The sequence below is a fragment of the Nocardioides sp. T2.26MG-1 genome, from assembly GCF_950101795.1.
In the GTDB taxonomy this organism is placed as follows: domain Bacteria; phylum Actinomycetota; class Actinomycetes; order Propionibacteriales; family Nocardioidaceae; genus Nocardioides.
In genome coordinates this window covers 38,915-65,850 of record NZ_CATNLZ010000006.1, presented here as the reverse complement: position 1 = coordinate 65,850, position 26,936 = coordinate 38,915, and the positions used below count along the sequence as shown (strand labels likewise).

Annotated in this window: 24 protein-coding genes; 13 read left to right on the top strand and 11 right to left on the bottom strand. The window is 74.2% G+C overall.

Features of this window, described 5'->3' with window-relative positions; all coding sequences use genetic code 11:
* Window positions 1-22 precede the first annotated feature (22 nt).
* From QQZ14_RS07680 to QQZ14_RS07665, 4 genes are read left to right on the top strand one after another with little or no spacing between them, the layout of a single operon-like run.
* Window positions 23-565 carry a PadR family transcriptional regulator gene (locus QQZ14_RS07680; protein ID WP_284533654.1) on the top strand — a complete coding sequence of 181 codons (543 nt, stop codon included), beginning with the start codon at window positions 23-25 and terminating at the stop codon, window positions 563-565.
* Window positions 562-2,568, top strand: coding sequence for an NADPH-dependent 2,4-dienoyl-CoA reductase (locus QQZ14_RS07675; RefSeq protein ID WP_284533653.1), 2,007 nt, complete (start codon window positions 562-564; stop codon window positions 2,566-2,568). The genes QQZ14_RS07680 and QQZ14_RS07675 overlap by 4 nt, the downstream gene beginning before the upstream one ends.
* 22 nt (window positions 2,569-2,590) lie before the next feature.
* Window positions 2,591-3,727, top strand: a complete 1,137-nt coding sequence (locus tag QQZ14_RS07670) for a MalY/PatB family protein (RefSeq protein WP_284533651.1) — start codon at window positions 2,591-2,593, stop codon at window positions 3,725-3,727.
* A 9-nt stretch (window positions 3,728-3,736) separates the two neighbouring features.
* A complete protein-coding gene (locus tag QQZ14_RS07665; RefSeq protein ID WP_284533650.1) occupies window positions 3,737-5,059 on the top strand; it encodes a UDP-glucose dehydrogenase family protein in 1,323 nt (440 codons plus the stop codon).
* A gap of 3 nt (window positions 5,060-5,062) precedes the next feature.
* On the opposite strand, the gene QQZ14_RS07660 is transcribed toward QQZ14_RS07665, so the two are convergent.
* The 6 genes from QQZ14_RS07660 to QQZ14_RS07635 are packed head-to-tail and all read right to left on the bottom strand — an operon-like array spanning window position 5,063 to window position 12,406.
* The gene (locus tag QQZ14_RS07660) at window positions 5,063-6,364 is read right to left on the bottom strand and encodes a glycosyltransferase (protein WP_284533649.1); all 1,302 of its coding nucleotides are present in this window, start codon (window positions 6,362-6,364) and stop codon (window positions 5,063-5,065) included.
* Entirely contained in the window at window positions 6,357-7,271 is a 915-nt protein-coding gene (locus QQZ14_RS07655; RefSeq protein WP_284533648.1) for a hypothetical protein, read from the bottom strand. Before QQZ14_RS07655 ends, QQZ14_RS07660 begins: the two co-directional genes overlap by 8 nt.
* Window positions 7,272-7,274: 3 nt before the next feature.
* On the bottom strand, window positions 7,275-8,333 hold the full coding sequence (locus QQZ14_RS07650) for a sulfotransferase family protein (RefSeq protein WP_284533647.1): 1,059 nt from the start codon (window positions 8,331-8,333) through the stop codon (window positions 7,275-7,277).
* A gap of 10 nt (window positions 8,334-8,343) precedes the next feature.
* The gene (locus tag QQZ14_RS07645) at window positions 8,344-9,930 is read right to left on the bottom strand and encodes a glycosyltransferase family 2 protein (RefSeq protein WP_284533646.1); all 1,587 of its coding nucleotides are present in this window, start codon (window positions 9,928-9,930) and stop codon (window positions 8,344-8,346) included.
* Window positions 9,927-11,492 (bottom strand): hypothetical protein, encoded by a 1,566-nt coding sequence (locus tag QQZ14_RS07640; RefSeq protein ID WP_284533645.1) that lies wholly within the window; start codon window positions 11,490-11,492, stop codon window positions 9,927-9,929. The genes QQZ14_RS07645 and QQZ14_RS07640 overlap by 4 nt, the downstream gene beginning before the upstream one ends.
* A 5-nt stretch (window positions 11,493-11,497) precedes the next feature.
* Window positions 11,498-12,406 carry a class I SAM-dependent methyltransferase gene (locus QQZ14_RS07635; RefSeq protein WP_284533644.1) on the bottom strand — a complete coding sequence of 303 codons (909 nt, stop codon included), beginning with the start codon at window positions 12,404-12,406 and terminating at the stop codon, window positions 11,498-11,500.
* A 52-nt stretch (window positions 12,407-12,458) separates the two neighbouring features.
* Between QQZ14_RS07635 and QQZ14_RS07630 the strand changes: the two genes are divergently transcribed.
* Window positions 12,459-13,124 (top strand): sulfotransferase, encoded by a 666-nt coding sequence (locus tag QQZ14_RS07630; RefSeq protein WP_284533643.1) that lies wholly within the window; start codon window positions 12,459-12,461, stop codon window positions 13,122-13,124.
* A gap of 4 nt (window positions 13,125-13,128) precedes the next feature.
* On the opposite strand, the gene QQZ14_RS07625 is transcribed toward QQZ14_RS07630, so the two are convergent.
* Window positions 13,129-14,490, bottom strand: coding sequence for a GH1 family beta-glucosidase (locus QQZ14_RS07625; protein ID WP_284533642.1), 1,362 nt, complete (start codon window positions 14,488-14,490; stop codon window positions 13,129-13,131).
* A 15-nt stretch (window positions 14,491-14,505) separates the two neighbouring features.
* On the opposite strand from QQZ14_RS07625, the gene QQZ14_RS07620 reads away from it, so the two are divergent.
* Both QQZ14_RS07620 and QQZ14_RS07615 read left to right on the top strand, forming a co-directional pair.
* Complete coding sequence (locus tag QQZ14_RS07620; RefSeq protein ID WP_284533641.1) at window positions 14,506-15,168, top strand: pirin family protein; 663 nt, start codon at window positions 14,506-14,508, stop codon at window positions 15,166-15,168.
* A complete protein-coding gene (locus QQZ14_RS07615) occupies window positions 15,153-15,749 on the top strand; it encodes a hypothetical protein (protein WP_284533640.1) in 597 nt (198 codons plus the stop codon). The genes QQZ14_RS07620 and QQZ14_RS07615 overlap by 16 nt, the downstream gene beginning before the upstream one ends.
* Here QQZ14_RS07615 and QQZ14_RS07610 read toward each other — a convergent pair.
* Both QQZ14_RS07610 and QQZ14_RS07605 read right to left on the bottom strand, forming a co-directional pair.
* Entirely contained in the window at window positions 15,712-16,635 is a 924-nt protein-coding gene (locus tag QQZ14_RS07610; protein WP_284533639.1) for a diacylglycerol/lipid kinase family protein, read from the bottom strand. The two genes, QQZ14_RS07615 and QQZ14_RS07610, sit on opposite strands and share 38 nt — an antisense overlap.
* Complete coding sequence (locus QQZ14_RS07605; RefSeq protein ID WP_284533638.1) at window positions 16,632-18,209, bottom strand: FAD-binding oxidoreductase; 1,578 nt, start codon at window positions 18,207-18,209, stop codon at window positions 16,632-16,634. The genes QQZ14_RS07610 and QQZ14_RS07605 overlap by 4 nt, the downstream gene beginning before the upstream one ends.
* A gap of 17 nt (window positions 18,210-18,226) precedes the next feature.
* Between QQZ14_RS07605 and QQZ14_RS07600 the strand changes: the two genes are divergently transcribed.
* The 5 genes from QQZ14_RS07600 to QQZ14_RS07580 all read left to right on the top strand — a co-directional run bounded on the left by QQZ14_RS07600 (window position 18,227) and on the right by QQZ14_RS07580 (window position 23,203).
* Window positions 18,227-18,829, top strand: coding sequence for a TetR/AcrR family transcriptional regulator (locus tag QQZ14_RS07600; RefSeq protein ID WP_284533637.1), 603 nt, complete (start codon window positions 18,227-18,229; stop codon window positions 18,827-18,829).
* Window positions 18,826-20,424: a glycerol-3-phosphate dehydrogenase/oxidase gene (locus tag QQZ14_RS07595; RefSeq protein WP_284533636.1), complete on the top strand. Its 1,599-nt coding sequence runs from the start codon at window positions 18,826-18,828 to the stop codon at window positions 20,422-20,424. Before QQZ14_RS07600 ends, QQZ14_RS07595 begins: the two co-directional genes overlap by 4 nt.
* A 74-nt stretch (window positions 20,425-20,498) precedes the next feature.
* Window positions 20,499-21,527: a sigma-70 family RNA polymerase sigma factor gene (locus QQZ14_RS07590; RefSeq protein ID WP_284533635.1), complete on the top strand. Its 1,029-nt coding sequence runs from the start codon at window positions 20,499-20,501 to the stop codon at window positions 21,525-21,527.
* A gap of 14 nt (window positions 21,528-21,541) precedes the next feature.
* Window positions 21,542-22,105 (top strand): TIGR03086 family metal-binding protein, encoded by a 564-nt coding sequence (locus QQZ14_RS07585; RefSeq protein ID WP_284533634.1) that lies wholly within the window; start codon window positions 21,542-21,544, stop codon window positions 22,103-22,105.
* Window positions 22,106-22,183: 78 nt separating this feature from the next.
* Window positions 22,184-23,203, top strand: coding sequence for a LuxR family transcriptional regulator (locus QQZ14_RS07580; RefSeq protein WP_284533633.1), 1,020 nt, complete (start codon window positions 22,184-22,186; stop codon window positions 23,201-23,203).
* A gap of 113 nt (window positions 23,204-23,316) precedes the next feature.
* Here the strand turns inward: QQZ14_RS07580 and QQZ14_RS07575 are convergent, their stop codons facing one another.
* On the bottom strand, window positions 23,317-24,336 hold the full coding sequence (locus tag QQZ14_RS07575) for a DUF2332 domain-containing protein (protein ID WP_284533632.1): 1,020 nt from the start codon (window positions 24,334-24,336) through the stop codon (window positions 23,317-23,319).
* 58 nt (window positions 24,337-24,394) lie between these two features.
* On the opposite strand from QQZ14_RS07575, the gene QQZ14_RS07570 reads away from it, so the two are divergent.
* Complete coding sequence (locus QQZ14_RS07570; RefSeq protein ID WP_284533631.1) at window positions 24,395-25,375, top strand: hypothetical protein; 981 nt, start codon at window positions 24,395-24,397, stop codon at window positions 25,373-25,375.
* A gap of 23 nt (window positions 25,376-25,398) precedes the next feature.
* On the opposite strand, the gene QQZ14_RS07565 is transcribed toward QQZ14_RS07570, so the two are convergent.
* A complete protein-coding gene (locus QQZ14_RS07565; RefSeq protein ID WP_284533630.1) occupies window positions 25,399-26,856 on the bottom strand; it encodes an NAD-dependent succinate-semialdehyde dehydrogenase in 1,458 nt (485 codons plus the stop codon).
* Window positions 26,857-26,936: the final 80 nt, after the last annotated feature.

The following is a 26,936-nucleotide window of genomic DNA, read 5'->3' as shown; positions in this document are numbered from 1 at the left end:
ATAGGTGCGTCACCATCGGCGCATGGCCCTCGAGCACGCGCTCCTCGTCGCGCTCCGCGAGCAGCCCGCCTCCGGGCTGGACCTCGCGAAGCGCTTCGACCGCTCGATCGGGTTCTTCTGGCACGCCACCCACCAGCAGATCTACCGGGTGCTCGCCCGGATGGACGCGGACGGCTGGGTCCGGGTCACGACCGTCGAGCAGACCGGCCGCCCCGACAAGAAGGTGTACGACGTGACAGCGGCCGGGGCCGAGGTGCTCCGCGCCTGGCTGGCGGCCCCCACCGAGCCGGAGCCGTTGCGCAGCGAGCTCGCGGTCAAGCTGCGCGGTGCGTCGTTCGGCGACCGCGACGCCGTGCTGGACGTCGTCCGCGCCAACCTGGCCGACCACCGGCTCCGGCTCGACCACTACCGCGGCCTGATGACCCGCGACTACCCCCGACCCGACGAGCTCGACGGGACCGGGCTCGACCAGTACCTCGTGCTGCGCGGCGGCATCCTCCTGGAGGAGATGTGGATCGCGTGGCTCGCCGAGTACCTCGACCGACACGAGAAGGCACGCCGATGACCTACCCCCACCTGCTCTCGCCGATCACGCTCGGCCCGCTCACGCTGCGCAACCGCGTGGTGATGGGGTCGATGCACACCGGCCTCGAGGACAGTCCCCGCGACCTGACCGCGCTCGCGGCCTACCTCGCCGAGCGCGCCCGCGGCGGCGTCGGCCTGATCGTCACCGGCGGCTACTCCCCCAACCGGCGCGGCTGGCTCAAGCCGTTCGCCGCGGAGATGTCCACGCGCCTGCAGGCGATGCGACACCGCGAGATCACCGGCGCCGTCCACGACGAGGGCGGGGCGATCGCGCTGCAGGTGTTGCACGCGGGCCGCTACGGCTACCACCCGTTCAGCGTCTCGGCGTCGAACCGCAAGTCGCCGATCACGCCGTTCCGCCCGCGCGCCCTGTCCACCAAGGGCGTCGACCGCACGGCCACCGACTTCGCGCACTCGGTCGCGCTCGCGCGCAAGGCGGGCTACGACGCGGTCGAGATCATGGGGTCCGAGGGCTACCTGATCAACCAGTTCCTCGCGCCCCGCACCAACGACCGCACCGACGCGTGGGGCGGCACCGCGGCCAAGCGGATGCGCTTCCCGCTCGAGGTCGTACGCCGCTCCCGCGAGCTGGTCGGCGACGACTTCCCGATCGTCTACCGGATCTCGCTGCTCGACCTCGTCGAGGACGGCCAGACCTGGGCCGAGGTCGTCGACCTCGCCCACGGCCTGGAGGAGGCCGGGGTCAGCGTGCTCAACACCGGCATCGGCTGGCACGAGGCGCGGGTGCCGACGATCATCACCCAGGTGCCGCGCGGCGCCTGGCGCTCGGCGACCGCCCGGCTCAAGGCCGAGGTGTCGGTGCCGGTCTGCGCGTCCAACCGGATCAACACCCCCGAGCTCGCCGAGGAGATCCTGGCCGCCGGCGAGGCCGACCTGGTCTCGATGGCCCGCCCGCTCCTCGCCGACCCGGACTTCGTCGCCAAGGCGGCCGCCGGCCGCGCCGACGAGATCAACACCTGCATCGCCTGCAACCAGGCCTGCCTCGACCACGTCTTCGCCAACCGCAAGGCCTCCTGCCTGGTCAACCCGCGGGCCTGCCGCGAGACCACGCTGATGCTCGCGCCGACCCGGACCACCATGCGGGTCGCGGTCGTCGGCGCCGGCCCGGCCGGGCTCGCGGCCGCGGTGTCGGCGGCCGAGCGCGGCCTGGCGGTCACGCTGTTCGAGCGGTCGCCCGAGGTCGGCGGGCAGTTCCGGCTCGCGATGCGGGTGCCGGGCAAGGAGGAGTTCGCCGAGACGCTGCGCTACTACACCCGGCGCCTGGAGGTGCTCGGTGTCGACGTGCGCCTCGCCACCACGCCGAGCGCCGCGGACCTCGCGGCGTACGACGAGGTCGTGGTCGCGACCGGGGTCGCCCCGCGGGTGCCGGCGCTCGAGGGCGTCGACCACCCGAAGGTCGTCTCGTACGCCGACGTGCTCAGCGGTGCGGTCGTCCCCGGGCGCCGGGTGGCGGTGGTCGGCGCGGGCGGCATCGGGGTCGACGTCAGCCACTTCCTGACCCATGACCCCGCGGACACCCAGGACGACTGGATGGCCCACTGGGGTGTCGGCGACCCGACGCTCCACCCCGGCGGGCTCACCGAGCGCAAGCCGCGCACGCCGGTGCGCGAGGTGACGCTGCTGCAACGCAAGGCCACCCCGATCGGCATCGACCTCGGCAAGACCTCGGGCTGGGCGCACCGCGCCGTGCTCAAGCAGTCGGGGGTCGTGCAGGTGAGCGGGGCGACCTACGGCCGCGTCGACGACGCGGGGCTGCACGTCACCGTCGACGGCGAGGAGCGGGTGCTCGACGTCGATCACGTCGTGCTCTGCGCCGGCCAGGTGTCGGTGCGCGACCTGTACGACGAGCTCGCGACGGCCCGCCCGGACGGCGTGCACCTGGTCGGCGGCGCCGACGTCGCAGCCGAGCTCGACGCCAAGCGCGCAATCGAGCAGGGCACGCGGATCGCGGCGGCGCTGTGACCCGGGAGGGTTGAATGGCGGGGTGATCCGCGACCTCACCGACGAGCAGGCCCGCGCGGCGTTCCCCCTCAAGTGGGGCGCGGTGGCGCCCGGGGTGGTGCCCGGCTGGGTGGCCGAGATGGACTACCGCACGGCCGAGCCGGTCGAGGAGGCGCTGGTCGCCGCGGTCCGGCGCGGCGCGCTCGGCTACGCGCCGTTCGGCGACGGCGGCCTCGGCGAGGCCTTCGCCGGCTTCGCCGAGCGGCACTGGTCCTGGTCGCCGCCGGCCGACGCGGTGCTGCCGACCAGCGGCGTGATGACCGGGGTGCGGCTCGCGCTGGACGCGCTCTGCCCGCCGGGGCCGGTCGTGGTGCCGCTGCCGTGCTATCCGCCGTTCCGCGACGCGGTCGCGATCGCCGGGCGCGAGCTGGTGCCGGTCACCCTCGACCCGGACGCGGCCGAGGCGGTGCTCGACCTCGCCGCCGTGGAGGCGGCGTTCGCCGCGGGGGCCCGCACGTTCCTGCTGTGCAACCCGCACAACCCGCTCGGCCGGGCCTGGTCGCACGACGAGCTCGCCGCGCTGGCCTCGTTGGCCCGGCGCTACGACGTGCGGGTGGTCGCCGACGAGATCCACGGCCCCCTGGTGCTGCCCGGCGCGGTGTTCACGCCGTACCTCGCCGTCGACGAGACCGCGGTCGTGGTCACCAGCGCGTCCAAGTCGTTCAACATCCCCGCCGTGCACGGCGCCCAGCTGGTGCTGCTCGACCCGGCCGACCGGGCCGTGGTCGCCGGCCTGCCGATCCCGGCCCAGCACGACTGGTCCAGCCTCGGCATCGTCGCGGGGGTGGCCGCGTGGCGCGACTGCGACGACTGGCACGCGGCGCTCGTCGACCGGCTCGCCGCGCAGCGGTCCCTGCTCGGCGAGCTGCTGGGCCGCTACCTGCCCGCGGCCCGGATGCGCCCGCTGGAGGCGACGTACCTCGCCTGGCTCGACCTGCGCGCGTACACCGTCGACGACCCGGCCGCCGCCGGCCTCGAGCACGGCGTGCGGCTGGCGCCCGGCGCCGACTACCAGCCGGGGCTGCCCGGCCATGTCCGCCTCAACCTCGCGACCAGCCCCAACAGACTCGAGGACATGGTTCACCGCCTCGCCACCGCGCTGACACCTGCCGACTCCTAGACTCACGGGGTGCCCGCACAACGCGTCACCGTCATCGGATGTGGCTACCTCGGGGCCACCCACGCCGCCTGCATGGCCGAGCTCGGCTACGAGGTGCTCGGTGTCGAGATCGACGCCACCAAGCGCGAGTCGCTCGCGGCCGGCAAGGTGCCGTTCTACGAGCCCGCCCTCGAGGAGCTGCTCGCCAAGCACGTCGCATCGGGCCGCCTGCGGTTCACCGACTCCTACGAGGAGGCGGGGGGGTTCGGCTCGATCCACTTCGTGTGCGTGGGGACGCCCCAGCGCCACGACGGGCTCGGCGCCGACGTGCAGTACGTCGACGCCGCGGTCGAGTCGCTCGCGCCGTACCTCGTCGAGAGCGCGCTGGTCGTCGGCAAGTCGACCGTGCCCGTCGGGACCGCGGAGCGGCTCGCCGGCCGGCTGGCGGAGCTCGCGCCGGCGGGGGCCGAGGCGCGGCTCGCGTGGAACCCGGAGTTCCTGCGCGAGGGCTACGCGGTCAAGGACACCCTCGAGCCCGACCGGCTGGTGTTCGGCGTGCCATCGGAGCGCGAGGAGCGGGAGCTGCGCGCGTTCTACAGATCGGTGATCGAGGCCGGGACGCCCGTCGTCGTGACCGACTACGCGACCGCCGAGCTGGTGAAGGTCTCCGCGAACGCGTTCCTGGCCACCAAGATCTCGTTCATCAACGCGGTCGCCGAGGTGTGCGAGGCGGCCGGCGGTGACGTCGTCGACCTCGCCGACGCGATCGGGCACGACGACCGGATCGGGCGGAAGTTCCTCAACGCAGGCGTCGGGTTCGGCGGCGGCTGCCTGCCCAAGGACATCCGGGCGTTCCTGCACCGCGCCGGTGAGCTCGGCGTCGAGGACACGATGTCGTTCCTGCGCCAGGTCGACGACATCAACCTGCGCCAGCGCACCCGGGTCGTGCAGATCGCCACCTCGATGCTCGGCGGCAGCGTCGCCCGCGCCCGGATCGCGGTGTGGGGTGCGGCGTTCAAGCCCCACAGCGACGACGTGCGCGACTCCCCCGCACTCTCGATCGCCGGCCAGCTGCACCTGCGCGGCGCCCTGGTCTCGGTCTACGACCCGAAGGCCAACGACACCGCGCGCGCGACGTTCCCGACCCTCGACTACGCCGAGTCCGCGATGGCCGCCGCGCACGACGCGGACCTGCTGCTGCACCTGACCGAGTGGCCGGAGTTCCGCACCGTCGACCCGGTCGAGCTCGCCGGCGTCGTCCGCCGCCAGCAGGTCATCGACGGGCGCAACGTGCTGGACCTTCCCGCCTGGCGCGCTGCCGGCTGGACCGCCCGGGGCCTCGGGCGTCGGTGAGGCCTAGAGCTCCATCAGCCGGGAGGGTGAGAAGCCCGGCCAGGTGCGCTCCACGCGGGCTGGGTCGAGCAGGTAGTCCATGTCGACCTGCCAGGTGTGGCCCGACTCGTTGCGGCGCAGCACGTAGCCCAGACCGTGGGTGCGGTAGATCGCCCCGCCCGCGGCGGTGACGGCGGTGAGCAGCTGCGCGTCGACGTACTTGCGCACGCTGCGGAACCCGCCCACCTCGCGCAGCACCTCCCGATCGACCATCATCGTGCCGCCGGCGACGAAGCGGGCGTAGACCTCGGTCGGGTGGCCGCGCTTGACGGTCAGGTCGCGCGGCGCGAGGTAGTGGAACTCCGCGGGCATGCCGACGAGCTCGGCGCCGCTGTAGGCCCGGGCGCGCAGCAGGTCGGCGACGACGTCGGGGGCGTACCAGTCGTCGTCGTCCATCTTCAGCAGCACGTCACCGTCGGCCGTCGAGGCTGCTGCATGCAGCACGTCACCGAAGACGGTGTCCGCGGCCGCCGGCACGACACGCACGTCGACCGCGGGCCCGACCGCAGCGCGCACGGTGGCCTCGTCGGCTTCGAAGCCGTGCGGAGCGAGGACCAGTTGCAGCGAGTCGACGCCACGCTGGCGTGCGACCTGGGCGAGCGCGAACTCCAGCTGCTCGGGCCGACGGGTCGCCAGGAGCACCGACACCGGGCGCTGCCACCGGACCGAGCCGTGCTCGTCGAGGGCGGCGCGTCGCAGGACGAGGCTGTGCTCCTCGCGCGCGAGGGGGTCGTCCAGGTCGGCATCGGGCAGGCCGGGCCCGACGAGGGGGACCCCGGCCATCGCGAGCCCTGCGACCGTGCGCGACTCGGACTGCGGCCCGACACGCACTCCTTGGGCGTCACGCAGCGACTCGACCAGATCGCGAGTCGGCGGTCCCGACGGCAGGTCGACGATCCCGCGCTCCCAGGCCGGCCGGAAGCCGATCGGGTTCAGGACCCGCACGTCCAAGCGCTCCGGGAGCGCCGCGGTCACCCGGGGCCACACCGCCTGGCGGCCGATCTCCGCGATCAGGTCCACGACCGACACCGGTCCAGCGAAGCGGGCGGTCAAGACGTTGGCGCCGTCCACGCGCCGAGAGCGCAGCGACCGCAGCTGCGGCCAGTCGGGGCGGGGCACCAGCGACAGGGCCCCGGGCGCCGACTCGACGACGACCCGCACAACCGCGGCGCGCCCGTCCGTCGGGACGGCGTACGAGCGCAACTCGAGCAGGTCGGCGAACCGGACCTCGACCGGGCCGGCGGTCCGGTCGGGCCCCTCAGACATCCAGCCGACCCAGCCGCCGCACCAGCGGCCGCGGTGCTCGCGGCAGCCAGGTCCGGGTGAGGTGGTCGACGATGTGCACCCCCGGCGGGGCCTCGATCCGCCGCAGGCCCTCGACCCGGTCGCCGCGCCCGTCGCGGAGCGCGCTGTAGACCTCCCACTCGCGGCGCTTGCGCGGCGCGCGTGAGGAGTCGAACTCGGTGTGGCTCCAGTGCCCGAACTCGTCGGCGTCGAGCCACTTCAGCTCCACGCACAGCCCCTCGGGCAGGATGATCCGCTCGGAGGTCTCGGGGAACTCCCGGACCTCCCACTCGAACGCCTTCACGAACGTGAACTCCGGGCCCATCGGGTAGATCCACGGCTCCAGGAACCGGAAGCCCAGGTCGATCCAGGCCACCGACTCGCTCTCGATCGAGACCGGGTGCCGCGGCACCGCCACGACCGCGTCGGAGTCCTCGAGCTGCCAGGACAGGTCGGCCAGGGTGGCGACGCCCTCGCGGGTCAGCACCATGTCACCGTCCCACTTCATGGAGTACGCCGTACGCACCTGGGAGAACGACCAGTTGTAGAAGTGGGTCAGCGAGTGCACCGAGTCGGGCGGCGTCGCGAGGTGCTCGGCGCCGGCCCGGCTGACGGAGAAGGGGTACGCCGTGAGCGTGAACCGGTCCGCGGCACCACACTCCTCCGCGACCCGCTGCGCGACCTCGGGGGTCCCGTCGTCGGAGCCGTTGTCGACCAGCACCACGTGCTGCACGGCCTCGAACATCGGGGGCAGCACCCACGGCAGGTTGCGCGCCTCGTTGCGCACCCGGAACACGCACGTCAGTCCGGGAGTCAACGGGCCGTCGTGCCAGGGCCAGGTGACGTCGTAGTCCTGCTCGCCCTCGAGGTTGGCGATGTCGGGCCGCAAGGCCTAGCGCTCCTTGCCGAGCGCCTTGCGCAGCGCGCGGCGCAGGCCGGCCGGCACCATCGCCCGCACCCCGTGGGGGATCCGGTCGGCCAGCCGGCGCGGAGCGGCGGCCGTCCCCTCCGCCTGCCCCTGGCGGCGCGCGGCCACGGCGGTGGACTGCGCGATCGCCTCGGCCTCGTCGTAGAGACCGGCGTACGCCGTGCGCAGCTCGTCGAGCCGGTCGTGCACCTCGGGGGTGTCGCCGTCCTCGTCGGCGAGCCGGTCGAGGTGCCGCCAGGTCTCCTCGGCGAGCTCACGGAGCCGACCCGGGACCTCGACGTCGTCCCAGGTCAGCTGCACCCGGCGCAGCGACGGGTCGATGAACTGGTGCACCCGGCGGATGTCGTTGGCGGTCGCGGACTTGACCGCGTCGATGTCGAAGGCCTGACCGATGCCGAACACCGGGATCGTCCAGTCCTTGAGCATGTCGTCGTAGCGCACGAAGCGGCGCGCGGAGCCGCGGGTGGAGCGCTCGGTGTGCAGCATCATGTTGACCCAGGCCGCAGCGCGCTGCACCTCCCCCGCCTTGGCGGAGTAGTAGCGCTGCTTGCTGCCGACCACCTCGGTGACCGGGCGAAGCATCGTGACGTACGCCGGCTCCGCGTCGCACCGCAGCGCGGCCGCGCGCCACAGGCCGAGGAACCATGCCAGCCGCGGGTCCTTCACCACGAGCTCGGGTCCGCCGTCGCTGAACTGCGTCTCGAGCCACTCGGTCAGCCGGCTTCGCAGCGGGTCGAAGGCCGAGAGCTTGCCCGCCTGGAACCACGCCGAGGGCCGGGCGTCGGAGACCTGGACGTTGCAGCGCTTGAGCAGCTCGTCGTGGAAGTCCACGACCCACTGCGGCTCCCCGAAGCCCTTGGGGTTCGACTCGTCGGCCATCACCTCGGGTTGTGGCACGTGCATGCCGAGAGTGCGCAGCGCGCCGGCCATCGTGCTCGTGCCGCTGCGCCCGGACCCGACGACGAAGACGATCCGCCGTTTGACCGAGATCGGCTCAGAGAGCGGGATCGGCGTCGACGACATGCCAGGCACCCTAGTGGCCCAGCCGGCGCAGCACCGAACCGATGCGGCCCCGCTTGGCCGGGCCCGGCGCCGCGGCCGGCCTCGAGCCGGGCAGCCGATCCGCACCCCGTGGCGGCCTCTCCCCGTCCCGCGCTCCGCGGTCGCTGCCACCCAGCTGCCGCCAGGCCTCTGCCGGGTCGCGGGCGGGTCCCGCGGTGCCTCGCGATCGCGGCGGCTGGGCCGTGGAGCTGGGGTGGAAGCCGGCGTCACCGGCCTCGACCCACCACGAGCCGAACAGCTCGTCGACGATGTCGTCGAGGTCCTCGCCCGCCACGGCGACCCTGAGGGCACGCGCGTAGGCCGCGGTCCGCTCCAGGCGGGCGACGGTGCCGTCGGGCAGCAACACCTGACGGAGCCCGTGATGGGTGCGTTCGAGGTGCAGCACCAGGTCACCGAGAGCGTGGGGCGCCGGCGCCCACCCGGCACCCGGCAGGGTGAGCCGGAACATCGCCCGGCTGCGGCCCTCGGGCAGCCGCTCGGCGAGGGCGACCCGAGGCTCGCCCGCGTACGCCGCTCGGACCAGCCGAGCGGGCTTCTGCGGGTCGTCGAGAGGCGAGGTGCGCGCCTCGGCGATCGCCGCCCAATCACCGAGCAGGGTGACGGCGAGGTCGGAGAGCGTCGAGGCCAGCACGGCGTCGACGGTGGCGACGACCGCCGTGTGGTCGTGGCCGCGGGTGTCGAGGACGACCTCGAGATAGGGCACGGAGTAGAGCCGTCGTCGACGGCGCTGGGGCTGGAGGTCGGGCACCCGGTCAGCGAGGAAGTAGGTGTTGTAGTCGTTGACCTCGTCCTGACGACTCTGCTGGTGGGAGCGGCCGAGGTGCCAGCTACGCGCGGCACGGTCGGCGATGAACACGGCGCCACACTCGGCGAGCCGATAGCCCAGGTCGATGTCCTCGCCCAGCCGAAGCGTGGTGTCCATGCCGCCCGCTTCGTCATACAGTGCCCTGCGCAGCGAGGCCGTGGCGCCGACGTGGGTGCGCAGCGCCCGCGGGCCGGCGGAGCGCAGGTCCTCGGTCTTGTCCCAGACGTCCTCGACCCAGTGCCGCTGGCGCTCAGCCCCGGCGAACGCCTCGTGCAGGCGCCCGTCGCCGGAAGGGGCGCGGGCGAGCAGCGGCTCGGGATCGACGAACCACTTGTGCCCCAGCACCACCGCATGGTCGAGCAGGTGGTGCCAGCGCAGCTGGGCCTCGACCTCGTCCGGCTCGACGAGCATGTCGGCGTCGAGCCAGTGCACGACGTCGCCGTCGGAGGCCAGCGCGCCGGTGTGACAGGCGTTCGCACGGCCCCAGCCGTGGTCGACCCGGACGATCCGGGTCCGCTCGGGTCGCACCTCGGGCAGCTCGAGGGGGCTCCGCGGGTCGTCGTCGGCGACCACGACCTCGAGCAGGTGGGCGGGGTAGGTCTGGGCCGCCAGGCCGGCGAGGACGTAGGGCAGCAGCCGCTGGGCGTCGTACGCCGGGACGACGACCGAGACCGAGAGCGTCGGCTGCCAGGCGCCGACCGCCGGGACCTCCAGCGTCCCCCAGTCGTTGCGGGCCACGCGGGGCTGGCTCATGTCTCCTCCAGGAGCTCGCTGGGGCGGAAGCCGCGCCACTGCGCGGCGACGCTCTGCCGGGTGAGGAAGTAGCCGAGGCCGGTGTCCCAGGTGTGGCCGCCAGCCGCGCGCCGCAGCACGTAGCCGAGGCCCTGGGTGCGGTAGACCAGACCGCCGGCGGCGCGGACGTCCTCGAGCAGCCGCGCGTCGACGTGGCGCGGGACGGGCCGGAAGCCGCCGACCTCGCGCAGCAGCCCCCGGTCAAGGGCCATGGTGCCGCCGGCGACGACGGCGCCGTAGTTCTCGCTCGGGCCGCGTCGGCGCACGGTGGTGGCGATCGGCTCGAGGTAGACCAGCTCGGCGGGCATCCCCACGAGCTGGGCGCCGGAGTAGTGCCGGGCCAGGAGCAGGTCGGCGATCACGTCGGGGCCGTACCAGTCGTCGTCGTCCATCTTGACCACCACGTCGCCCCCGGCGGCGTCGGCGGCAGCCCGCAGGACGTCGCCGAACACCGTGCTCTCCTCGACGTGCAGGACCGTGCAGGCTCGCGCGCCGAGGTGGTCGCGGACCAGGCCAGGGTCGGGCTCGAACCCGTGGGCGGCCAGCACGAGCTCGAGCTCGACGCCGCGCTGGCGAGAGACCTGGCGCAGCGCGAACTCCAGCATCTCCGGGCGCCGGGTCGTCAGCAGCACGCTCACCGAGGGGTACGCCGCCGTGCGGATCCCGGCCGCGGCGCCGATGCGCCGTCGCCAGCCGAGGGACGAGTGCTCCCGCAGCGCGGCTCGACGCAGACGCACGGAGTGCTCCTCGCGGCGCATCGCGTCGTCGAGGTCGACCGCCGCGAAGCCCTCGCCGACCAGCGGGACGCCCGCCATCGACAGGCCGGCCACCAGACGGGGCTCGGCCTCCGGGCCGACGACGACGGCCTGGGCGTCGCGGAGCGAGGCCACCAGTGCAGGCGTCGGATCACCGTCAGGCAGCGGGACCGGGCCTCGGTCCCAGTCGCGCCGGAACCCGACCGGGTTGAGCAGCGCCTCGTCCAGGGGTCCGACGCCCGGATCGACGACCACCGGGGGACGGGCCAGGACCTCGGTGGCGGCCACCGGCCCCGCGCCGAGGACGGCCGCCGGAACCTCCTGGGTGACCGCGGTCGGGTCCAGGGGGACCGCGAGCCGGTCGACGACCAGGCCGCGATTGCCGGACGCCGCCGGGGTGCCGGTGTGGCGGGCAAGCTCGACGAGCACCGCCGCTGCCGGGACCGGTCGCCTGAAGGTCATCCGGGTCTGGGCGCCACCGCCACGCGTCTCGGCCACCAGCTGCATCAGCGGCGGCCACTCCGGTCGCAAGACGGTGGTCACCGGACCAGCGGCGCTCGCCAGCTCGCACGAGACGTGCTTGGCCCGACCGAGGTTCGGCAGGCCGGACACGGCCAGGCGAAGCTCGGTCTCGTCGGCCACCGAGAGCAGCACGGTCACCCAGCGCTGGTCGGGCACCGGAGTGCCGGGTCGGGCGTAGGTGACGCCTGCGGGCACGGGGCCCGGATCGGCGCCCAGCACCAGGGCCGGGGTAGCCAGGTCGTCCATCACGCTCAGCTCCGGGTCACGACTGTGGCGCCCTTGTCCAGGTGGAGGGTGTCGAACTCGAAGTCCGGGAGCACCGAGCGCCACCGGGCGACGACGTCGGCGTCACCGGGACGGTCGGTGTCGTCGACGAGGATGGTGCACCGCGGCGCCAACCGGTCCCGCAACAGCGGGGCCATCGGGTACCGGGCACTCGGGCCGGTGCCCTCCGGCGGTCCGTCGACGAGCACCAGCCCGATGTCGCTGAGGTCCGCCAGGGCGGCTTCGTCGTACCACGGGGTGTGGTGGCCCTCCAGCGAGGTCGGGCCGAGCGGGGCGACCCGGACCTCGGCGTAGTCCGAGACGCCGTGGCGGGCCAGCAGCGCGCGCGTGGTCTCGGCCCACGCCGCGTCGTGCTCGAGCGCGACGATGCGGGTGGTGATGCCGTGCTCGCGGGCTGCGAGGGCCAAGACGACCGTCGACGCGCCGCTGCCGCCCTCGACCACGGTCGCCGGCCGCTCCTCGACGAGCCGGCCGACCAGCTCGACGAGCAGGTCCGCCGACGCGGTCCACAGCCCGAGCGCCGGGAGTCCGGCGCGGATCGGCACCATCTCGAAGAGCGTGGCGAGGTCCTGGACCCGCTTGGCGATCTGGTCACGCTCGCGGCGCAGCTGGTCGGCGGCGGTCGCTCCCCTGGGCGACTCCCTGCGCGACTGCTTGCCGGATCGAGCCTTGCGGAGCCGACGCTCGAGCCGGTCGAGGCGACGGGTCACCAGCCCCAGGACGGCGTAGGCGCAGCCGGCGACCAGGATCGCGAGGCCCGAGAACGCGAGGCCGACCAGCGTCCCGGCCGTACCGTCGACCAGGCCGAAGACGATCGGGACCGCCACCACGACGACGGCGAGGACGGCGGCTGCGAGCCGGACGCGGGCGGACATGGCGGCCATTGTGACACCCGCCGGCCGCCGGTCCGCCCCTAGACTCCGGGCCATGCCGCGGCCCGACCTGAGGTACCTGTTCGTGGTCACGTACGGCCGCTCGGGCTCCACACTGTTGATGGGCGTGCTCAACACCCTGCCCGGCTACCTGATCCGCGGCGAGAGCCGCGACGCGCTGCATCACCTGTTCCTCTTCCACCGCACAGGCGCGTCGACGCGACGCCAGATGGTCCGCCGCTACGGGCGCGAGCGCCTGGCCGAGCCGACCCACCCCTTCTTCGGCGCCGCCGGATTCCCCACCGTGCGCGCCCTCGACTGGTGCCGCCAGCTCGCGCTGGACACGCTGCTGCGCCCGCAGGAGGACACGCGGGTGACCGGGTTCAAGGAGATCCGGTGGTATCAGCCCGACCTCGAGGAGTACGTCGCGTGGCTGCGCGAGGTGTTCCCGGGGGCCCGGTTCCTGGTCAACACCCGCGACCACGCAGCCGTGCTCACGAGCAAGTGGTGGGCCAAGGACGGCGACAAGTCGGAGTACCTCGCCACGATCGAGCGGCGGCTGCTCGACCTCGCAGACTCACTCGGCGAGTCGGCCTATCACGTCCACTACGACGACTACGTCGCGAATCCGGCCGCGCTGCGGGGACTCTTCGCGTGGCTCGGCGAGGAGTTCGACGAGGACGCCGTCCGGGCCACCCTGGCCGTCCGTCACAGCGTCTGAGCCGTCAACCCCGGGAGCGGGTCTGGGCCGCGATGACGTCGGCGTACCACTGGAACGACCGCTTCGGGGTGCGCACCTGGGTGTCGTAGTCGACGTGCACGAGGCCGAAGCGCTGGGTGAAGCCCTCGGACCACTCGAAGTTGTCCATCAGCGACCACGTGTAGTAGCCGCGGACGTCGACCCCGCGCTGGCAGGCGGTGGCGACCGCGCGCAGGTGCGCGTCGAGGTAGTCGATGCGCGCCTGGTCGTCGACCACGCCATGCTCGTCGGGGCCCATGTTGTAGGCGCAGCCCGACTCGGTGATGTAGATCGGCGGCAGCGCGGCGCGGTAGCGCGCCCGCAGCGTGATCAGCCACTCGCGCAGCGCGTCGGGGACGACCGGCCAGCCGAAGTCGGTGGTCGGGTAGCCCACGAGCTCACGGAACTCGAACGGCATCTCCGCGTCCTCGCGGGCGGCGCCGACCTTGAACGGGTTGTAGTAGTTGACCCCGTAGAAGTCGAGCGGCTGCCGGATCACCGACAGGTCGCCGTTCTGCACCACGTCGGCCATCAGCGGCTGCAGGTCCACCGGGTAGCGGCCCAGCAGCATCGGCTCGGTGAACATGCCGTTCCAGAGCGCGTCGAACAGCTTGGTCGCGCCGACGTCGGCCTCGTCGTCGCTGGCCGGCCACATCGGCGCGTGGTTGTTGGCGCAGCCGATGCTGGTCGCGCCGGCGGCGCGCAGCTCGACCGCGGCGCGGCCGTGGGCGAGCAGCAGGTGGTGGGCGACCGGCATCGAGTCGAACATCAGGCTGCGCCCCGGCGCGTGGATGCCGATCGCGTAGCCCATCATCATCACGACGTTGGGCTCGTTGACCGGGATCCAGTGCTCGACGCGGTCGGCGTACCGCTCGCCGACGATCGCGGCGTACTCCGCGAACCGGTCGACGGTGGCCCGGTTGAGCCAGCCGCCGTCGTCCTCGAGCGCCTGGGGCAGGTCCCAGTGGTAGAGCGTGGCCATCGGCTGCACGCCGTTGGCGAGCAGCTCGTCGATGAGGCGGTCGTAGAAGTCCAGGCCGCGCGCATTGGGGGCGCCGGACCCGGTGGGCTGGATCCGCGGCCACGAGATCGAGAGGCGGTAGCCGCCGGCACCGAGGCGCTTCATCAGCGCGACGTCCTCGGCGTACCGGTGGTAGTGGTCGCACGCGACCGCACCTGTGGACCCGTCGACGATGCGGCCCTCCTCCGCGGTGAACGTGTCCCAGATGCTCGGCCCCTTGCCGTCCTCGGTCGCGGCGCCCTCGATCTGGTACGACGCCGTGCTGGTCCCGAAGCGGAAGCCGGGCGGGAGCTGAGGGAGCGAGGTGTCAGGGGAAGGGTCGGGCACGGCACAATGATGCCGGTGAGCGTCGAGATCCGCCGGGGAACTGATCGCTACCTCGTGCGAGGGGACGGATTCTTCACCCGGCACTCGTTCTCCTTCGGCGAGCGCTACGACGCCGACAACGTCGCCTTCGGTCGGCTGGTGTGCCACGACGACCACCGGCTCGCCGCCGGCGCCGGGTTCGATGCCCACCCGCACCGCGACCTCGAGATCGTCACCTGGGTGCTGTCGGGGTCGCTGGTCCACGACGACTCCGAGGGGCACTCCGCGGTCGTCACCCCGGGCATGGTGCAGGTGCTCTCCGCAGGCAGCGGCGTGACCCACTCCGAGGTCGCGGGCCCGGACGGGCCGGCACGCTTCGTCCAGGCGTGGCTGACCCCGGACGAGGTCGGGACGCCGCCGGCGTACTCCGTGCGCGCGGTCGAGCTCGCCCCCGGCGAGCTGGTCGAGGTCGTGACCCTCGGGGACGCGACCCTGCGGGTCGCGCGGCTCGGCGCCGGCGACACGGTGACGCTGCCCGACGAGCGGCTGCAGCACGTGTTCGTGGCGGGCGGCGCGCTCAGGCGGTCGTCGATGGCGGAGCCGCTGGCCGACGGCGACGCGTTCCGGATCACCGACCGGCCCGGCCTGGCCGTGACCGCCGCGGTGCCGACGGAGCTGATGGTGTGGACGTTCCGCTGAACCGCTCCTCCCGGCGGGCGCTGATCCTGCCGGGGCGGCTCTACACGCCGGCGCTGCCGCTCCTCCAGCGGACGCGGGGGGTGTTGGAGGACCACGGGTGGTCGGTGCGCGAGGTCTGGTGGCAGGTGCCCGAGTCGCTGGAGGGGATCAACGGCTGGGTCGCCGAGCACGCCGCGGCCGCGGTCGCCGAGGAGAGCGCGTTGCCGCCGACCCCGGAGCGGTGGCTGTTCGCGGCGAAGTCGCTCGGCACCCGCGTCGTACGATCCGGCCCCCGGGCCGACGCCTACGTGCTGCTCACCCCGCTCGTGACCCTGCCCGGCGTGCTCGACTCGATCACCCGGCTGGTCTCCGACGGGGTGCCCGTGCTGCTCGTCGGCGGCGGCCAGGACGAGCTGTGGTCCGGGGAGGCCGCCCGGTCGACCCGCGCGCAGGTGCTCGAGGTGCCGGACGCCGACCACCTGATGGAGGTCCCCTCCGACCCCGACCGCTCCGCCGAGATCCTCCGGGAGATCACCGGGGAGCTGTCGGCCTTCCTCGGCTCCCTCAGGCCAGGACGGCGAGCGCCCAGGGGAGCACCTTGAGGACGGCGGGTGGGGAGCCCAGGGCGGGGAGCGGGCCGAGCGGCTCGCCGTCGCCGCCGGCCGGGATCGGGTGGCGGGCCGAGCCGCGCAGCTCGACGCGGGTGCCGGTGAGCACGGTGACCTCGGGCAGGTCGACGTGGGAGCCGTCGTAGACCTTCGGCAGCGACCGCATCAGCTCCAGCCGCGACGCGGCCTCGATCACCACGACGTCGAGCAGCCCGTCCTCGACCGAGGCGGCGGGGGCGATCTTCATGCCGCTGCCGTAGTACGCCGAGTTGGCGACCACGACCGTGGCGGCGGCGTACGTGTGCTCCATGCCGTCGACGGACACGAGGTAGCGCCCGGGCTGGTACGTCGCCAGCGAGCGGAGCGCGGCGTAGGGGTACTGCAGCCGCCGCGGCAGCCAGGTCGCGCGGTCGACGATCTCGGCGGCGCGGGCGTCGACGCCGGCGTAGACCGAGCCCGCCACCACCTGCCGCACCGGTCCGAGACCGGTGACCGAGAGCAGGTCGATGCGGCGTACGGCGCTCCCGAGCAGCAGCCGCGCCTGGCCGGCGGCGTCGTCGGGGACGCCGAGCATCCGGGCGAAGTCGTTGCCCCGGCCCGCGGGCACCAGCCCGAGCGTGCCGCCGCGCTCCGACACCAGACCCGCCAGCGAGGACACCATCCCGTCGCCGCCGACCGACACCACGACGTCGCCGCGGTCGACGGCCGCGCCGACCAGCTCGACCATCGCGTGCGGGCCGGGCGAGTAGGTCACGTCGACCTCCGAGCCGGCCTCGCGCAGCAGCCGGGCGACCGGCACCACGGCCTCGGGCGCGGCGCCGCCGCCCGAGGACGGGTTGACCAGGAACGTGTACGCCCTGCCGTCTCTCTGGGCAGTCACGGGATCAGCACCCCCGGGTTGAGCACCCCGGTGGGGTCCAGGTCGGCCTTGACGGCGCGCAGGATCGAGACGCCGACCGGCCCGATCTCGCGCGCGAACCAGGGCTTGTGGTCGGTGCCGACCGCGTGGTGGTGGGTGATCGTCGCGCCGGACGCGAGCATCGCGTCGCTGGCGGCGGCCTTGGCCGCGCGCCACTGCCCGAGCGGGTCGTCGGTCTCCTTGGCCGCGACCGTGAAGTACAGCGATGCCCCGGTCTCATAGACGTGCGAGATGTGGCAGAGCACCAGCGACGGCTGGCCGAGCGCACCCTCGAGCGCCGACTTCACGCTCGTGTAGACGCGGTCGAGGTTGGACCAGAACGTCGCGGTCTCGAGGGTCTCGGCGAGCACGCCGGCGTCGAGCAGCGAGTCGCGCAGGTACGGCGCGTCGTACCGCCCGTGCTCCCACCTCTCCCCCGGCGCGGTGCCCGCATTGGTGCCGCCGAGGCCCTCGAAGACGGCCGTGACCGCGGCCCGCTTGGCCTCGACCGCCGTCGCCTCGCCCTCGAACCCGACCACCATCAGGCAGCCGCCGCTCGACTCGCCCCCGATCGCGGCCGGGTCGGCGAGGTTGATCGCCGACTCGGACTCGTCGGAGAGCCGCAGCACGGTCGGCAGCAGGCCGGCCTGGGCGAGGGTCCGCATCGCGGTGGCGCCGTCGGCGAACGACGGCCAGCGCCAGGCCTCGTAGGCCTTCACGGCCGGCACGGGCCGGACCCGGACGGTCACCGCGGTGATCACGCCGAGGGTGCCCTCCGAGCCGAGGAAGAGCTGGCGCAGGTCGGGCCCGGCGGCGTTGGCCGGTGCGGTGCCGAGGTCGATCCGGCCCTGGGGAGTGGCGACCGTGAGGCCGACCACGACGGAGTCGAAGCGGCCGTAGCCCGCGCTGGACTGGCCGCTGGAGCGGGTCGCGGCGAACCCGCCGATGCTGGCGTACTCGAAGGACTGCGGGAAGTGGCCGAGCGTCATCCCCTCGGCCGCGAGCAGTGCCTCGGCCTCCGGACCGCGCAGCCCGGGCTCGAGCGTCGCGGTCATCGACACGGGGTCGGCCGCGAGCAGCCGCTTCATCCGCACCAGGTCGAGGCTCAGCACGGCGGCGAACCCCTCGCGCCGGGCGACCAGGCCGCCGGTCACCGACGTACCGCCGCCGAACGGCACCACGGCCAGGTGGTGCTCGACGGCGAACGCCAGCACGGCGGCGACCTCGTCGTGACTGCCGGGGCGGACGACGGCGTCGGGTGCGTCGGTCAGGTCGCCGGCCCGGGCGCGCAGCAGGTCGGGCGTGGACTTGCCGCGGGTGCGCAGCCGCCGGGTCTCGTCGTCGGTCAGCACGTGCTCGGCGCCGACGACCTCGCGGAGGGCGGCGACCAGGTCGGCGGGCAGCGTGGACGGCGCGAGCGGGGGGTGCTCGACCGCGGGCCGGTCGTCGACCCCGAACACCATCTCGACCAGGCCGCGGGCCTCGTCGGGGAGCGGCCGGGCGCGGGTCGGGTCGCCCCAGCGGGACGGATGCATCTCGGTCTGGTTCGCGCTCACGTGTTACAGTGTGACACATGACGTCACTTCGTCACAACGAGCCGGACCGGGTCGAGCCGCGGGACTCCTACCTCGACGCCGCCCGCGACTGCATCCTCGACGTCGGCTGGCGGCGTACGACGCTCACCGAGGTGGCCCGCCGGGCCGGGGTCTCCCGGATGACGATCTACCGCACCTGGGCGGACATGCCCCGGCTGCTCGCCGACCTGATGACCCGCGAGTGGGGCGACGTGGTCGCCGACTCGCTCGCCCACGACGACCCGGACGCCCCGACCGTCGAGCGGCTGGTCCGCGACATCGTCGGCACCGTGCAGCGGCTGCGCGAGAACGAGCTGTTCGTGCGCATCGTCGACCTCGACCCCGAGCTGATCCTGCCCTACCTGTTCTCCCGGCGCGGCCGCTCCCAGGACGGCATCCTCGAGCGCACGGTCGCCGCGCTCCGCGAGGCCCAGGCCGAGGGCGCCGCCCGGCCCGGCAACCCGGTCTCGATGGCGCGGGCGATGCTGCTCGCCACCCACGGGTTCGTGCTGTCCGCGCACACGATGGTCGACGACCAGGTCTCGCTCGGCGACCTCGACGCCGAGCTCGCCCTCGCCCTGACCCGGAGCCTCCAGCCATGAACACCACCACCAGCCCCACCACGAACACCGCTATGACCGCCACCCGCATCACCCCCGGACTCGCCGGCGCCCCCAGCGACGTCGACCTGGTCGTGATCGGCCTCGGCGTCACCGGCGCCGGCGTCGCCCTCGACGCGGTCAGCCGCGGCCTCTCCGTGCTCGCCGTGGACGCGCACGACCTCGCCTTCGGCACCTCCCGCTGGTCGTCCAAGATGGTCCACGGCGGCCTGCGCTACCTCGCGAAGGGCCAGGTGGGCGTGGCCCACGAGAGCGCGGTCGAGCGCGGCATCCTCATGGACGTCACCGCCCCCCACCTCACCCACCCGATGGCGATGCTGATCCCGCTCGGCTCGAGCGTCACGCGGCTCCAGTCGTACGTCACCCGGGGCGGCCTCTGGGCCGGCGACCTGCTGCGCCGGGCCGCCCGCACGCCCACCGAGACCCTCCCCAAGCCGCGCCACCTCTCGGCGACCGAGACCCTCGGCCTGGCACCCGCGCTGCGCCCGGCGGGGCTGCGCGGCGCGGTGCTCGGCTGGGACGGCCAGCTCGAGGACGACGCCCGCCTGGTCATCACGATCGCGCGCACCGCGGCGTCGTACGGCGCGCACGTGCGCACCCACGCCCGCGTGCTCGAGGCCACCGGCACCTCGGTCCGGCTCCGCGACGAGACTCTGCCCTCGGGGGGCGGCGAGACCACGACCGTGACCGCCCGCAGCGTGGTCAACGCCGCCGGCGTCTGGGCCGGCGGGCTGGTCGAGGGCATCACGCTGCGGCCCAGCCGCGGCACCCACCTGGTGCTGCGGGCCGAGTCGCTGCCGGGGCTCGCCGTGTCCGTGTTCTGCCCGGTGCCCGGCGAGACCAACCGGTTCGTGATGGTGCTGCCCCAGCCCGACGGCACCGTCTACGTCGGCCTCACCGACGAGCCGGTGGACGGCGAGATCCCCGACGTGCCCGAGCCCTCGGCGACCGAGGTCGGGTTCCTGCTCGACGTGGTCTCGGCGGCGTTCTCCCACCAGCTGCACCACGGCGACGTGGTCGGTGCGTTCGCCGGGCTGCGGCCGCTGCTCGACCTCGGTGTCGACGGGGCCGACGGGACCCGCACCGCCGACCTGTCCCGCCGGCACGCCGTGGTCACCAGCCCCACCGGCGTCGTCACGGTCGTGGGCGGCAAGCTCACGACGTACCGCCGGATGGCCGAGGACGCCGTCGACGCCGCGGTCGCGGCCGCCGGGCTGCCGGCCGGGCCCTGCCGGACCCGCACGCTCCCGCTGCTGGGCGCCGCGCCGCGCCGCGAGCTGGCCGCGCTCGAGCTGCCCGCCCGGCTGGTGCGCCGCTACGGCACCGACGCCGCGCTCGTGCTCGACAGCGCACGCCAGGTCAGCGGGCTGTCCGACGAGGAGCTGCTGGCACCGGTCGCCGCGGGGGTGCCGGTCACCCTCGCCGAGCTGCTGTTCGGGGTCACCCACGAGGGCGCCGCGGACGTCGACGACCTGCTCGACCGGCGCACCCGGGTCGGACTGGTGGCGGCCGACCGCGAGCTCGCCGTACCCGCCGCCCGCAGGGCCCTCGAGATCGGCGCCCCCGCACACCGATGAGGCTGCACCGATGAGTTTCGCCGTCGACGCCGGTCCGTAGGACAGGCAGACTGGACGACGGCGAGGAGCAGACGATGACGGCGGTGGCACCGGAGGCGGGCGACGTGGCACAGACCCAGGCGAGCGGCGCCGAGACGAGCAGGTCGGAGCTCGGGGACTTCCCGACGCTGACGCAGCGCTACCAGCGCGAGCTGCTCGCCCACTGCTACCGGATGTCCGGGTCGGTGCACGAGGCCGAGGACCTGGTGCAGGAGACGTTCCTGCGCGCCTGGAAGGCCTCCGCCGACTTCGAGGGCCGCTCGTCGGTGCGCACCTGGCTCTACCGGATCGCCACCAACGTGTGCCTGACCAACCTCGAGGGCCGCCCGCGGCGCCCGCTGCCCGCCGGCCTCGGCACCCCGGACGCGATGGCCGGCGACGCGCTGGAGGAGAACCACGAGATCGCCTGGCTCGAGCCGGTGCCCGACGCCGCGGTCGTGGTCGCCGAGCGCGACTCGATCCGGCTGGCGTTCGTCGCCGCGCTCCAGCACCTGCCCGCGCGGCAGCGCGCGGTGCTGATCCTGCGCGACGTGCTGCGCTGGTCGGCCGCCGAGGTCGCCGAGGCGCTCGACACCACCTCGGCCGCGGTCAACTCCGCCCTCCAGCGTGCCCACGCCCAGCTCGCCGACCGCGGTCTCACCGAGGAGACCGTCGAGCCGGACCTCGACCCCGGGCAGCAGCAGCTGCTCGAGCGGTACGTCGACGCGTTCTGGCGCAAGGACGTCGACGCGATCGTCGGCCTGCTCACGGCCGAGGCCACCTGGGACATGCCGCCGTTCACCAGCTGGTTCCGCGGCCCCGACAGCATCGGCTGGCTGATCGGGAACGAGTGCCCCGGCGGCGCCCACGACATGCCGATGCTCCCGACGCGGGCCAACGGCCAGCCGGCCTACGGGCTCTACATGCGCACGCCGCAGGGCGACTTCACGCCGTTCCAGCTGCAGGTGCTCGAGCTGGACGGCGACCGGGTCCGCCACGTGACCGCGTTCTTCGACCACCGGCTGTTCTCGAAGTTCGGCCTGCCCGACCGGCTGCCGGCCGACCACCGCCCCGGCGGGGCCTGACCGGCCGGCCTCAGATGATCCAGACCCTCCCCGGGTCCGTCGAGCTGCTCGACCGGGCCCTGGGCTACACGCGAGCCCGGCTGGCCGTCGTGCGCGACGACCTGCTGGGCCGGCCCACCCCGTGCGAGGCGTGGACGCTCGCGGACCTGCTCGCGCACATGGAGGACGGGCTCGACGCCTTCACCGAGGCCGCCGGGGGCGCGGTGGAGGTGCGCGCCGGCAGCCGGTCCGCCGGCCGGGTCGAGGCCATCCAGGCCAAGGCGTGCGCGCTGCTCAGCGTGTGGTGCCGGCCGGCGCCGGGCGACGTGGTCATCGAGGGCGCCGCCGCCCGGCTCGACCTCGGGATGCCGCTGCTGGTCGCCACCGCCGCGCTCGAGGTCACCGTGCACGGGTGGGACGTCGGGCAGGGCACCGGCGAGGGCGCCCCGATCCCGGCCGCGCTGGCCCAGGAGCTGCTGCCCGTGGCGCACCGGCTGGTCGGCCCGGCCGACCGCGGCGTGCGGTTCGCCGCGGCACGCCGGGGTCGCGCGATGGCGCCGTACGACCAACGGCTGCTGGGATTCCTCGGCCGGACCTGACCCCGACCTGACTGGTCCACTGCTCGGATCCGAGGGATTCGCCCACCCCGGACGCCCGGCCTTCCTAGGCTGTCGGACATGATCCGAGCCGACCTCGCCGAGGCCTCGGCCCGTGACCATCTCACCGACGCGCGGGCCCTGGCCGCGCGTGGCGGCGCCCGTGCGCTGGCCGGCCGGATCGGGGCCGCGCTGAACGATCTCGACCAGGTCCGCTCGACCGGGTGGGACGAGCTCGATGATCTCGACCGGGCCACCGTGCTGACGACCGCACTCGAATGCCGGCTCGCCCGCGGCGAGCTGCCGGCGGCGATGACGCTCGGCGAGGCACTGGGCGCGTTCCTCGACCGGCCCGGCCGGACCGGGGCGATCGCGCACCACGGCCGCGGCGAGCTGTCGGCCGCGGCCGGCGACTCGGACCTCGCGGCCGGGCACTTCGGGCGCGCCGGACGGCTGGTCAGCGAGGACCAGGACGACCCGACGCTGGTCCCGTGGCGGCTCGGGGCCGCGCTCGCCGCCATCCACCTCGGACACCGGCGCGAGGGGGCCGCCCTGGCCCGCGAGCACCTCGCGATGGCGCGCGCCGCGGAGGCGCCGTACGCGATCGCGCAGGGGCTGCGGACGCTCGCGAGCGTCGACGCGAGCAGCGACCGGATCGCGATGGTGTACGAGGCCCGGGCGGTGCTCGCCGGCGTCCCCGCGGCGCGGCTGGCGGCGCAGACCGCCACCGACCTCGCCGGGCTGCTGCTGCTCACGCGCGGACCCGACCGCGACGAGGTGCTCGCGCTGCTGCGCTCGGCCGAGACGTACGCCGGCGGCGAGGAGCTGTGGCCGCTGCAGAGCCGGATCCGCCGGCTGCTCGACCGGATGGGTGAGCCGGCCCGGCCGGTGCGTGGCGAGGCGCTCGCCGCGCTCACCGCCGCCGAGCGCCGGATCGCGCGCCTGGCCGCGGACGGGCTGACCAACCGGCAGATCGCCGACCACCTGGTCGTCACGGTCAAGGCCGTCGAGTGGCACCTCTCGCACGTCTACCGCAAGCTCGGCATCCGCTCCCGCACCGGCCTCCGCGGCAGCCTCGGCCCCGAGCCCGTCACCGCCTGACCCTCCCGCCCCTCCCGGCCCTCCCACCCGAGGTTGAGTCGGGATTTCCGACGGTTGAGTCGGGAGTTCGGGCCTGGTGGGGCTGCCAGAAGTCACGACTCGACGTGCAGAAGTCACGACTCGACGTGGGGGAGCCAGCGGAGGCTGCGGCCGTGGCCGTGGGTGCGGGCGACCGCGCGGCCGTCGACCCCGAGCACGAAGCCGTGCTCGTCCTCGGGCGGCTGGGCCTCGGGCGCCGCCTGGGGCGCGGTCGCGGTGACCTCGGGGAGCACCCGCGGCCCCTCGTTGCTGACCCAGTGACACCGGCCGGCCGCCACGAGGTCGGACATCAGCCCCTGGAAGCGAGCCCGCCCCTCGTCGGGGAGGTACGCGATCACCGCACTGTGGAACACGACGACGGGCCCGTGCTCGGCCGCCCGGTCGACGAGAGCGGGCAGCTCCTGGAGCAGGTCCCCGCGGTGCAGGTGCGGCGGATCCCGGCGCGCGATCTCGACGGCCCGCTCCAGCCGGGCCCGGCGGTCGTCGTGCTCGGGCCAGACCAGCGTGGTCAGCCAGCGCACCTGGTCGGGGTCGGCGACGTCGACCGGGCTCAGGTCGATGCCCGCCCGCCAGGCGACCACGGGAGCGGCGGCGGGGAGCGGTCCGTCACCGAGCACGTCGCACCCGAGCTCGGGGAGGCCGGGGGCGCCCGCCCGTCGTACGCCGTCGGCGGTCCGCCAGGCGTAGCGGTAGCGATCGGGGTACAGGCACAGCCCGGCGCTCGCGCCGACCTCGAGCAGCGCGATCGGCTCGGTCCCGGCGGCCAGCGCGAACGCCGGCACCAACGTCGCCAGCCGCCCCACCTCGTTGGTCTGCGTCGAGCGCTCGAGGATCGTCCGGCGGACCGCGCCGTCGTCGCCGAGCAGCGCCTCGCGCAGTGCCGGGTAGGGGCCCGGGGCCGGCACGCCGTGCCAGCGGGCGGCGGCGAAGACCAGGTTCGGCTGGCGCTTGGGCACCGGCAGCGTCTCCAACCAGGCCAGCACCGACTCGTCGACGGCCACTTGCGCGGCCCAGTCCGCGAAGCACGGCGAGGTCGGGGCCGCGTCCGCGGCGAACTCGACGTACTGCGACACGGTGTCCCCGAAGACGTCCATGGTCACATCATCACCGGTTCTCGCCCGGGCGAACGCGCGATAGGCCACCATGCTGGGCATGGGAACCTTCGGGGGGCGAAGGGCGGTGGCGCGCGCCTCCGCCCTGGCCGTGCTCTCCGTCCCATTGCTCACCGGGCCCCTGCTCGCGGGCTGCAGCACCGCGCTCGACCAGGCGCACAGCGTCCAGACCCGGCTCGGCCGCCTCCACCAGGTCGGCGACGCGACCGTCACCACGCCCACCGAGGACCGCGCCGCGGCGATCGCGGTCACCTACACCGGCGTCGCCACCGAGCGCGAGCTCACCCGGCTGCTCACCGAGATCGACCGGGTCGCCGACGAGGCCGACTACCCGCCGTACCGGCTCGACCTGGCGCCCGCCGACGCCGGGACGGACACGCTCGTGGTCGACGACGCCTTCATCGGCAGCGAGGCCGAGCCCACCGTGCTGGCCAGCTGGCTGAGCGTCGGGTCCGCGCTGCTCGGCGACGTCACCTACTCCTACCAGCCGGGCAACGAGACGATCGTCGTCGACTCCGGCCCGGGCGTCGGCCACGATGTCGGAGAGGCCAGCCGGATCGGCTACGGCTTCCACGACACGACGTGGACGTTCCGCAACGGCGGCACCGCGTTCGTGGTCGCGGGGCGGGTGTCGCCCACCGACGTGGTGCTCTTCCAGGCGGTGCAGCGCTCGGTGTCCTCGGAGGCGCTGCCGGCGCCGGCCCCCACCTGGCGGTTCGAGCGGCGCGCCGACCACCTGCTGCTCGACCTCGACGTCCGCCTCCCCGGGCCGGTCGAGCCCGAGCGGCTCACGATCGCGCGGTACGGCCCCGACGTGGCGCGGCTGGTCGAGGCGGCGCTCGGCGCCGTCCGGGCCGACGACCGGCCGGTGTGGCTGCGCCTGCACCACCGCACCGACACAACCGATGACCTGTTCGGCTACTGGGTGTCCGACCAGCACCCGGTCCGCGGGCGTGACCGGCTGATGCGGGGCTGGGACCGGTGGCTCGCCGCCCTGGCCCGGCCCCACCGCACCGGCTGACCCCCCGGGTGTGCCGACGCCGGTCAGCCGCCGGGCAGCGCGACGTACGTCGTCTCGAGGTACTCCTCGATGCCCTCGAAGCCGCCCTCACGCCCGAACCCGCTGGACTTCACGCCCCCGAACGGCGCGGCCGGGTTGGAGATCAGGCCGGTGTTGACCCCGACCATCCCGAACTCCAGGGCCTCCGCCAGCCGGATCGTGCGGGCGAGGTCACGGGTGTAGACGTAGGAGGCCAGGCCGTACTCGGTGTCGTTGGCCAGCCGGATCGCGTCGGCCTCGCCCTCGAAGGTGGTGATCGGGGCGACGGGGCCGAAGATCTCCTGCACGTTGATCTCGGACTCGACCGGCACGTCGAGCAGCACGGTCGGCGGGTAGAAGTAGCCCGGGCCGTCCGGCACCGCTCCCCCGCACACGACGGTCGCGCCGTCGTGCACCGCGTCGGTGACCAGCTGGCTGACGGTCTCGACCGCCCGCTCGTCGATCAGCGGCCCGACATCGACGCCGGTGTCCTGGCCGCGGCCGACGGTCAGCCCGCCCATCCGCTTGCCGAGCTTGTCGGCGAACTCCTGGGCCACGGAGCGGTGCACCAGGAACCGGTTGGCGGCGGTGCAGGCCTCGCCCATGTTGCGCATCTTCGCGACCATCGCACCGTCGACCGCGGCGTCGACGTCGGCATCCTCGAAGACCAGGAACGGTGCGTTGCCGCCCAGCTCCATGCTGAGCCGCTGGAGCTGGTCGGCCGACTGGCGGACCAGCACCCGGCCGACCCCGGTGGACCCGGTGAAGCTGACCTTGCGCAGCCGGTCGTCGGCCTGCAGCGTCTGGCTGAACTCGCCGGTGTGGCTGGTGGTGACGACGTTCAGCACACCGGCCGGCAGGCCGGCCTCCTCGAGCACCGCCGCCAGCGCGAGCATCGTCAGCGGGGTCTGGCTGGCGGGCTTGACCACCATCGTGCAGCCGGCCGCGATCGCGGGGCCGATCTTGCGGGTGCCCATGGCGAGCGGGAAGTTCCACGGCGTGATGAACAGGCAGGGACCGACCGGCTTCTTGATGGTCAGCAGCCGGCTGCCGCCTCCAGGGGCCTGCATCCAGCGCCCGTGGATGCGCACCGCCTCCTCGGAGTACCAGCGGAAGAACTCCGCGCCGTACGCCACCTCGCCCTCGGCCTCGGCGACGGTCTTGCCCATCTCGAGGCTCATCAGGTGCGCGAACTGCTCGGCCCGGCCGGTCACCAGGCTGAAGGCGGTGCGCAGGATCTCGCCGCGCTCGCGCGGCGGGGTGGTGGCCCAGGAGGCCTGTGCGGCGACCGCGGCGTCGAGCGCGTCGACCGCGTCGGCCACCGAGCCGTCGGCCACGTCGGTCAGCACCGAGCCGTCCGCGGGGTCGATCACGTCCAGGCGCTTGCCACCCGCCGCGTCGCGCCAGGTGCCACCGATGAAGAGGCCCCGCTGCTGGGGGCCGAGGAGGTCCAGTCCGTTCATGCGCCCAGCCTTGCACCCCGGTTCCGGCCCGTCACGCCGGAGCCGCCTTGACGCAAACCGCTGACAGGCCGACCGGGTCA

Coding starts and splice junctions, on each gene's coding strand:
- QQZ14_RS07595 (WP_284533636.1), top strand. CDS start 18,826: ATGAACACCACCACCAGCCCCACCACGAACACCGCTATGACCGCCACC.
- QQZ14_RS07575 (WP_284533632.1), bottom strand. CDS start 24,336: ATGGACGTCTTCGGGGACACCGTGTCGCAGTACGTCGAGTTCGCCGCG.
- QQZ14_RS07680 (WP_284533654.1), top strand. CDS start 23: ATGGCCCTCGAGCACGCGCTCCTCGTCGCGCTCCGCGAGCAGCCCGCC.
- QQZ14_RS07630 (WP_284533643.1), top strand. CDS start 12,459: ATGCCGCGGCCCGACCTGAGGTACCTGTTCGTGGTCACGTACGGCCGC.
- QQZ14_RS07585 (WP_284533634.1), top strand. CDS start 21,542: ATGATCCAGACCCTCCCCGGGTCCGTCGAGCTGCTCGACCGGGCCCTG.
- QQZ14_RS07660 (WP_284533649.1), bottom strand. CDS start 6,364: ATGTCTGAGGGGCCCGACCGGACCGCCGGCCCGGTCGAGGTCCGGTTC.
- QQZ14_RS07580 (WP_284533633.1), top strand. CDS start 22,184: ATGATCCGAGCCGACCTCGCCGAGGCCTCGGCCCGTGACCATCTCACC.
- QQZ14_RS07675 (WP_284533653.1), top strand. CDS start 562: ATGACCTACCCCCACCTGCTCTCGCCGATCACGCTCGGCCCGCTCACG.
- QQZ14_RS07590 (WP_284533635.1), top strand. CDS start 20,499: ATGACGGCGGTGGCACCGGAGGCGGGCGACGTGGCACAGACCCAGGCG.
- QQZ14_RS07650 (WP_284533647.1), bottom strand. CDS start 8,333: ATGTCGTCGACGCCGATCCCGCTCTCTGAGCCGATCTCGGTCAAACGG.
- QQZ14_RS07600 (WP_284533637.1), top strand. CDS start 18,227: ATGACGTCACTTCGTCACAACGAGCCGGACCGGGTCGAGCCGCGGGAC.
- QQZ14_RS07635 (WP_284533644.1), bottom strand. CDS start 12,406: ATGTCCGCCCGCGTCCGGCTCGCAGCCGCCGTCCTCGCCGTCGTCGTG.
- QQZ14_RS07565 (WP_284533630.1), bottom strand. CDS start 26,856: ATGAACGGACTGGACCTCCTCGGCCCCCAGCAGCGGGGCCTCTTCATC.
- QQZ14_RS07645 (WP_284533646.1), bottom strand. CDS start 9,930: ATGAGCCAGCCCCGCGTGGCCCGCAACGACTGGGGGACGCTGGAGGTC.
- QQZ14_RS07640 (WP_284533645.1), bottom strand. CDS start 11,492: ATGGACGACCTGGCTACCCCGGCCCTGGTGCTGGGCGCCGATCCGGGC.
- QQZ14_RS07570 (WP_284533631.1), top strand. CDS start 24,395: ATGGGAACCTTCGGGGGGCGAAGGGCGGTGGCGCGCGCCTCCGCCCTG.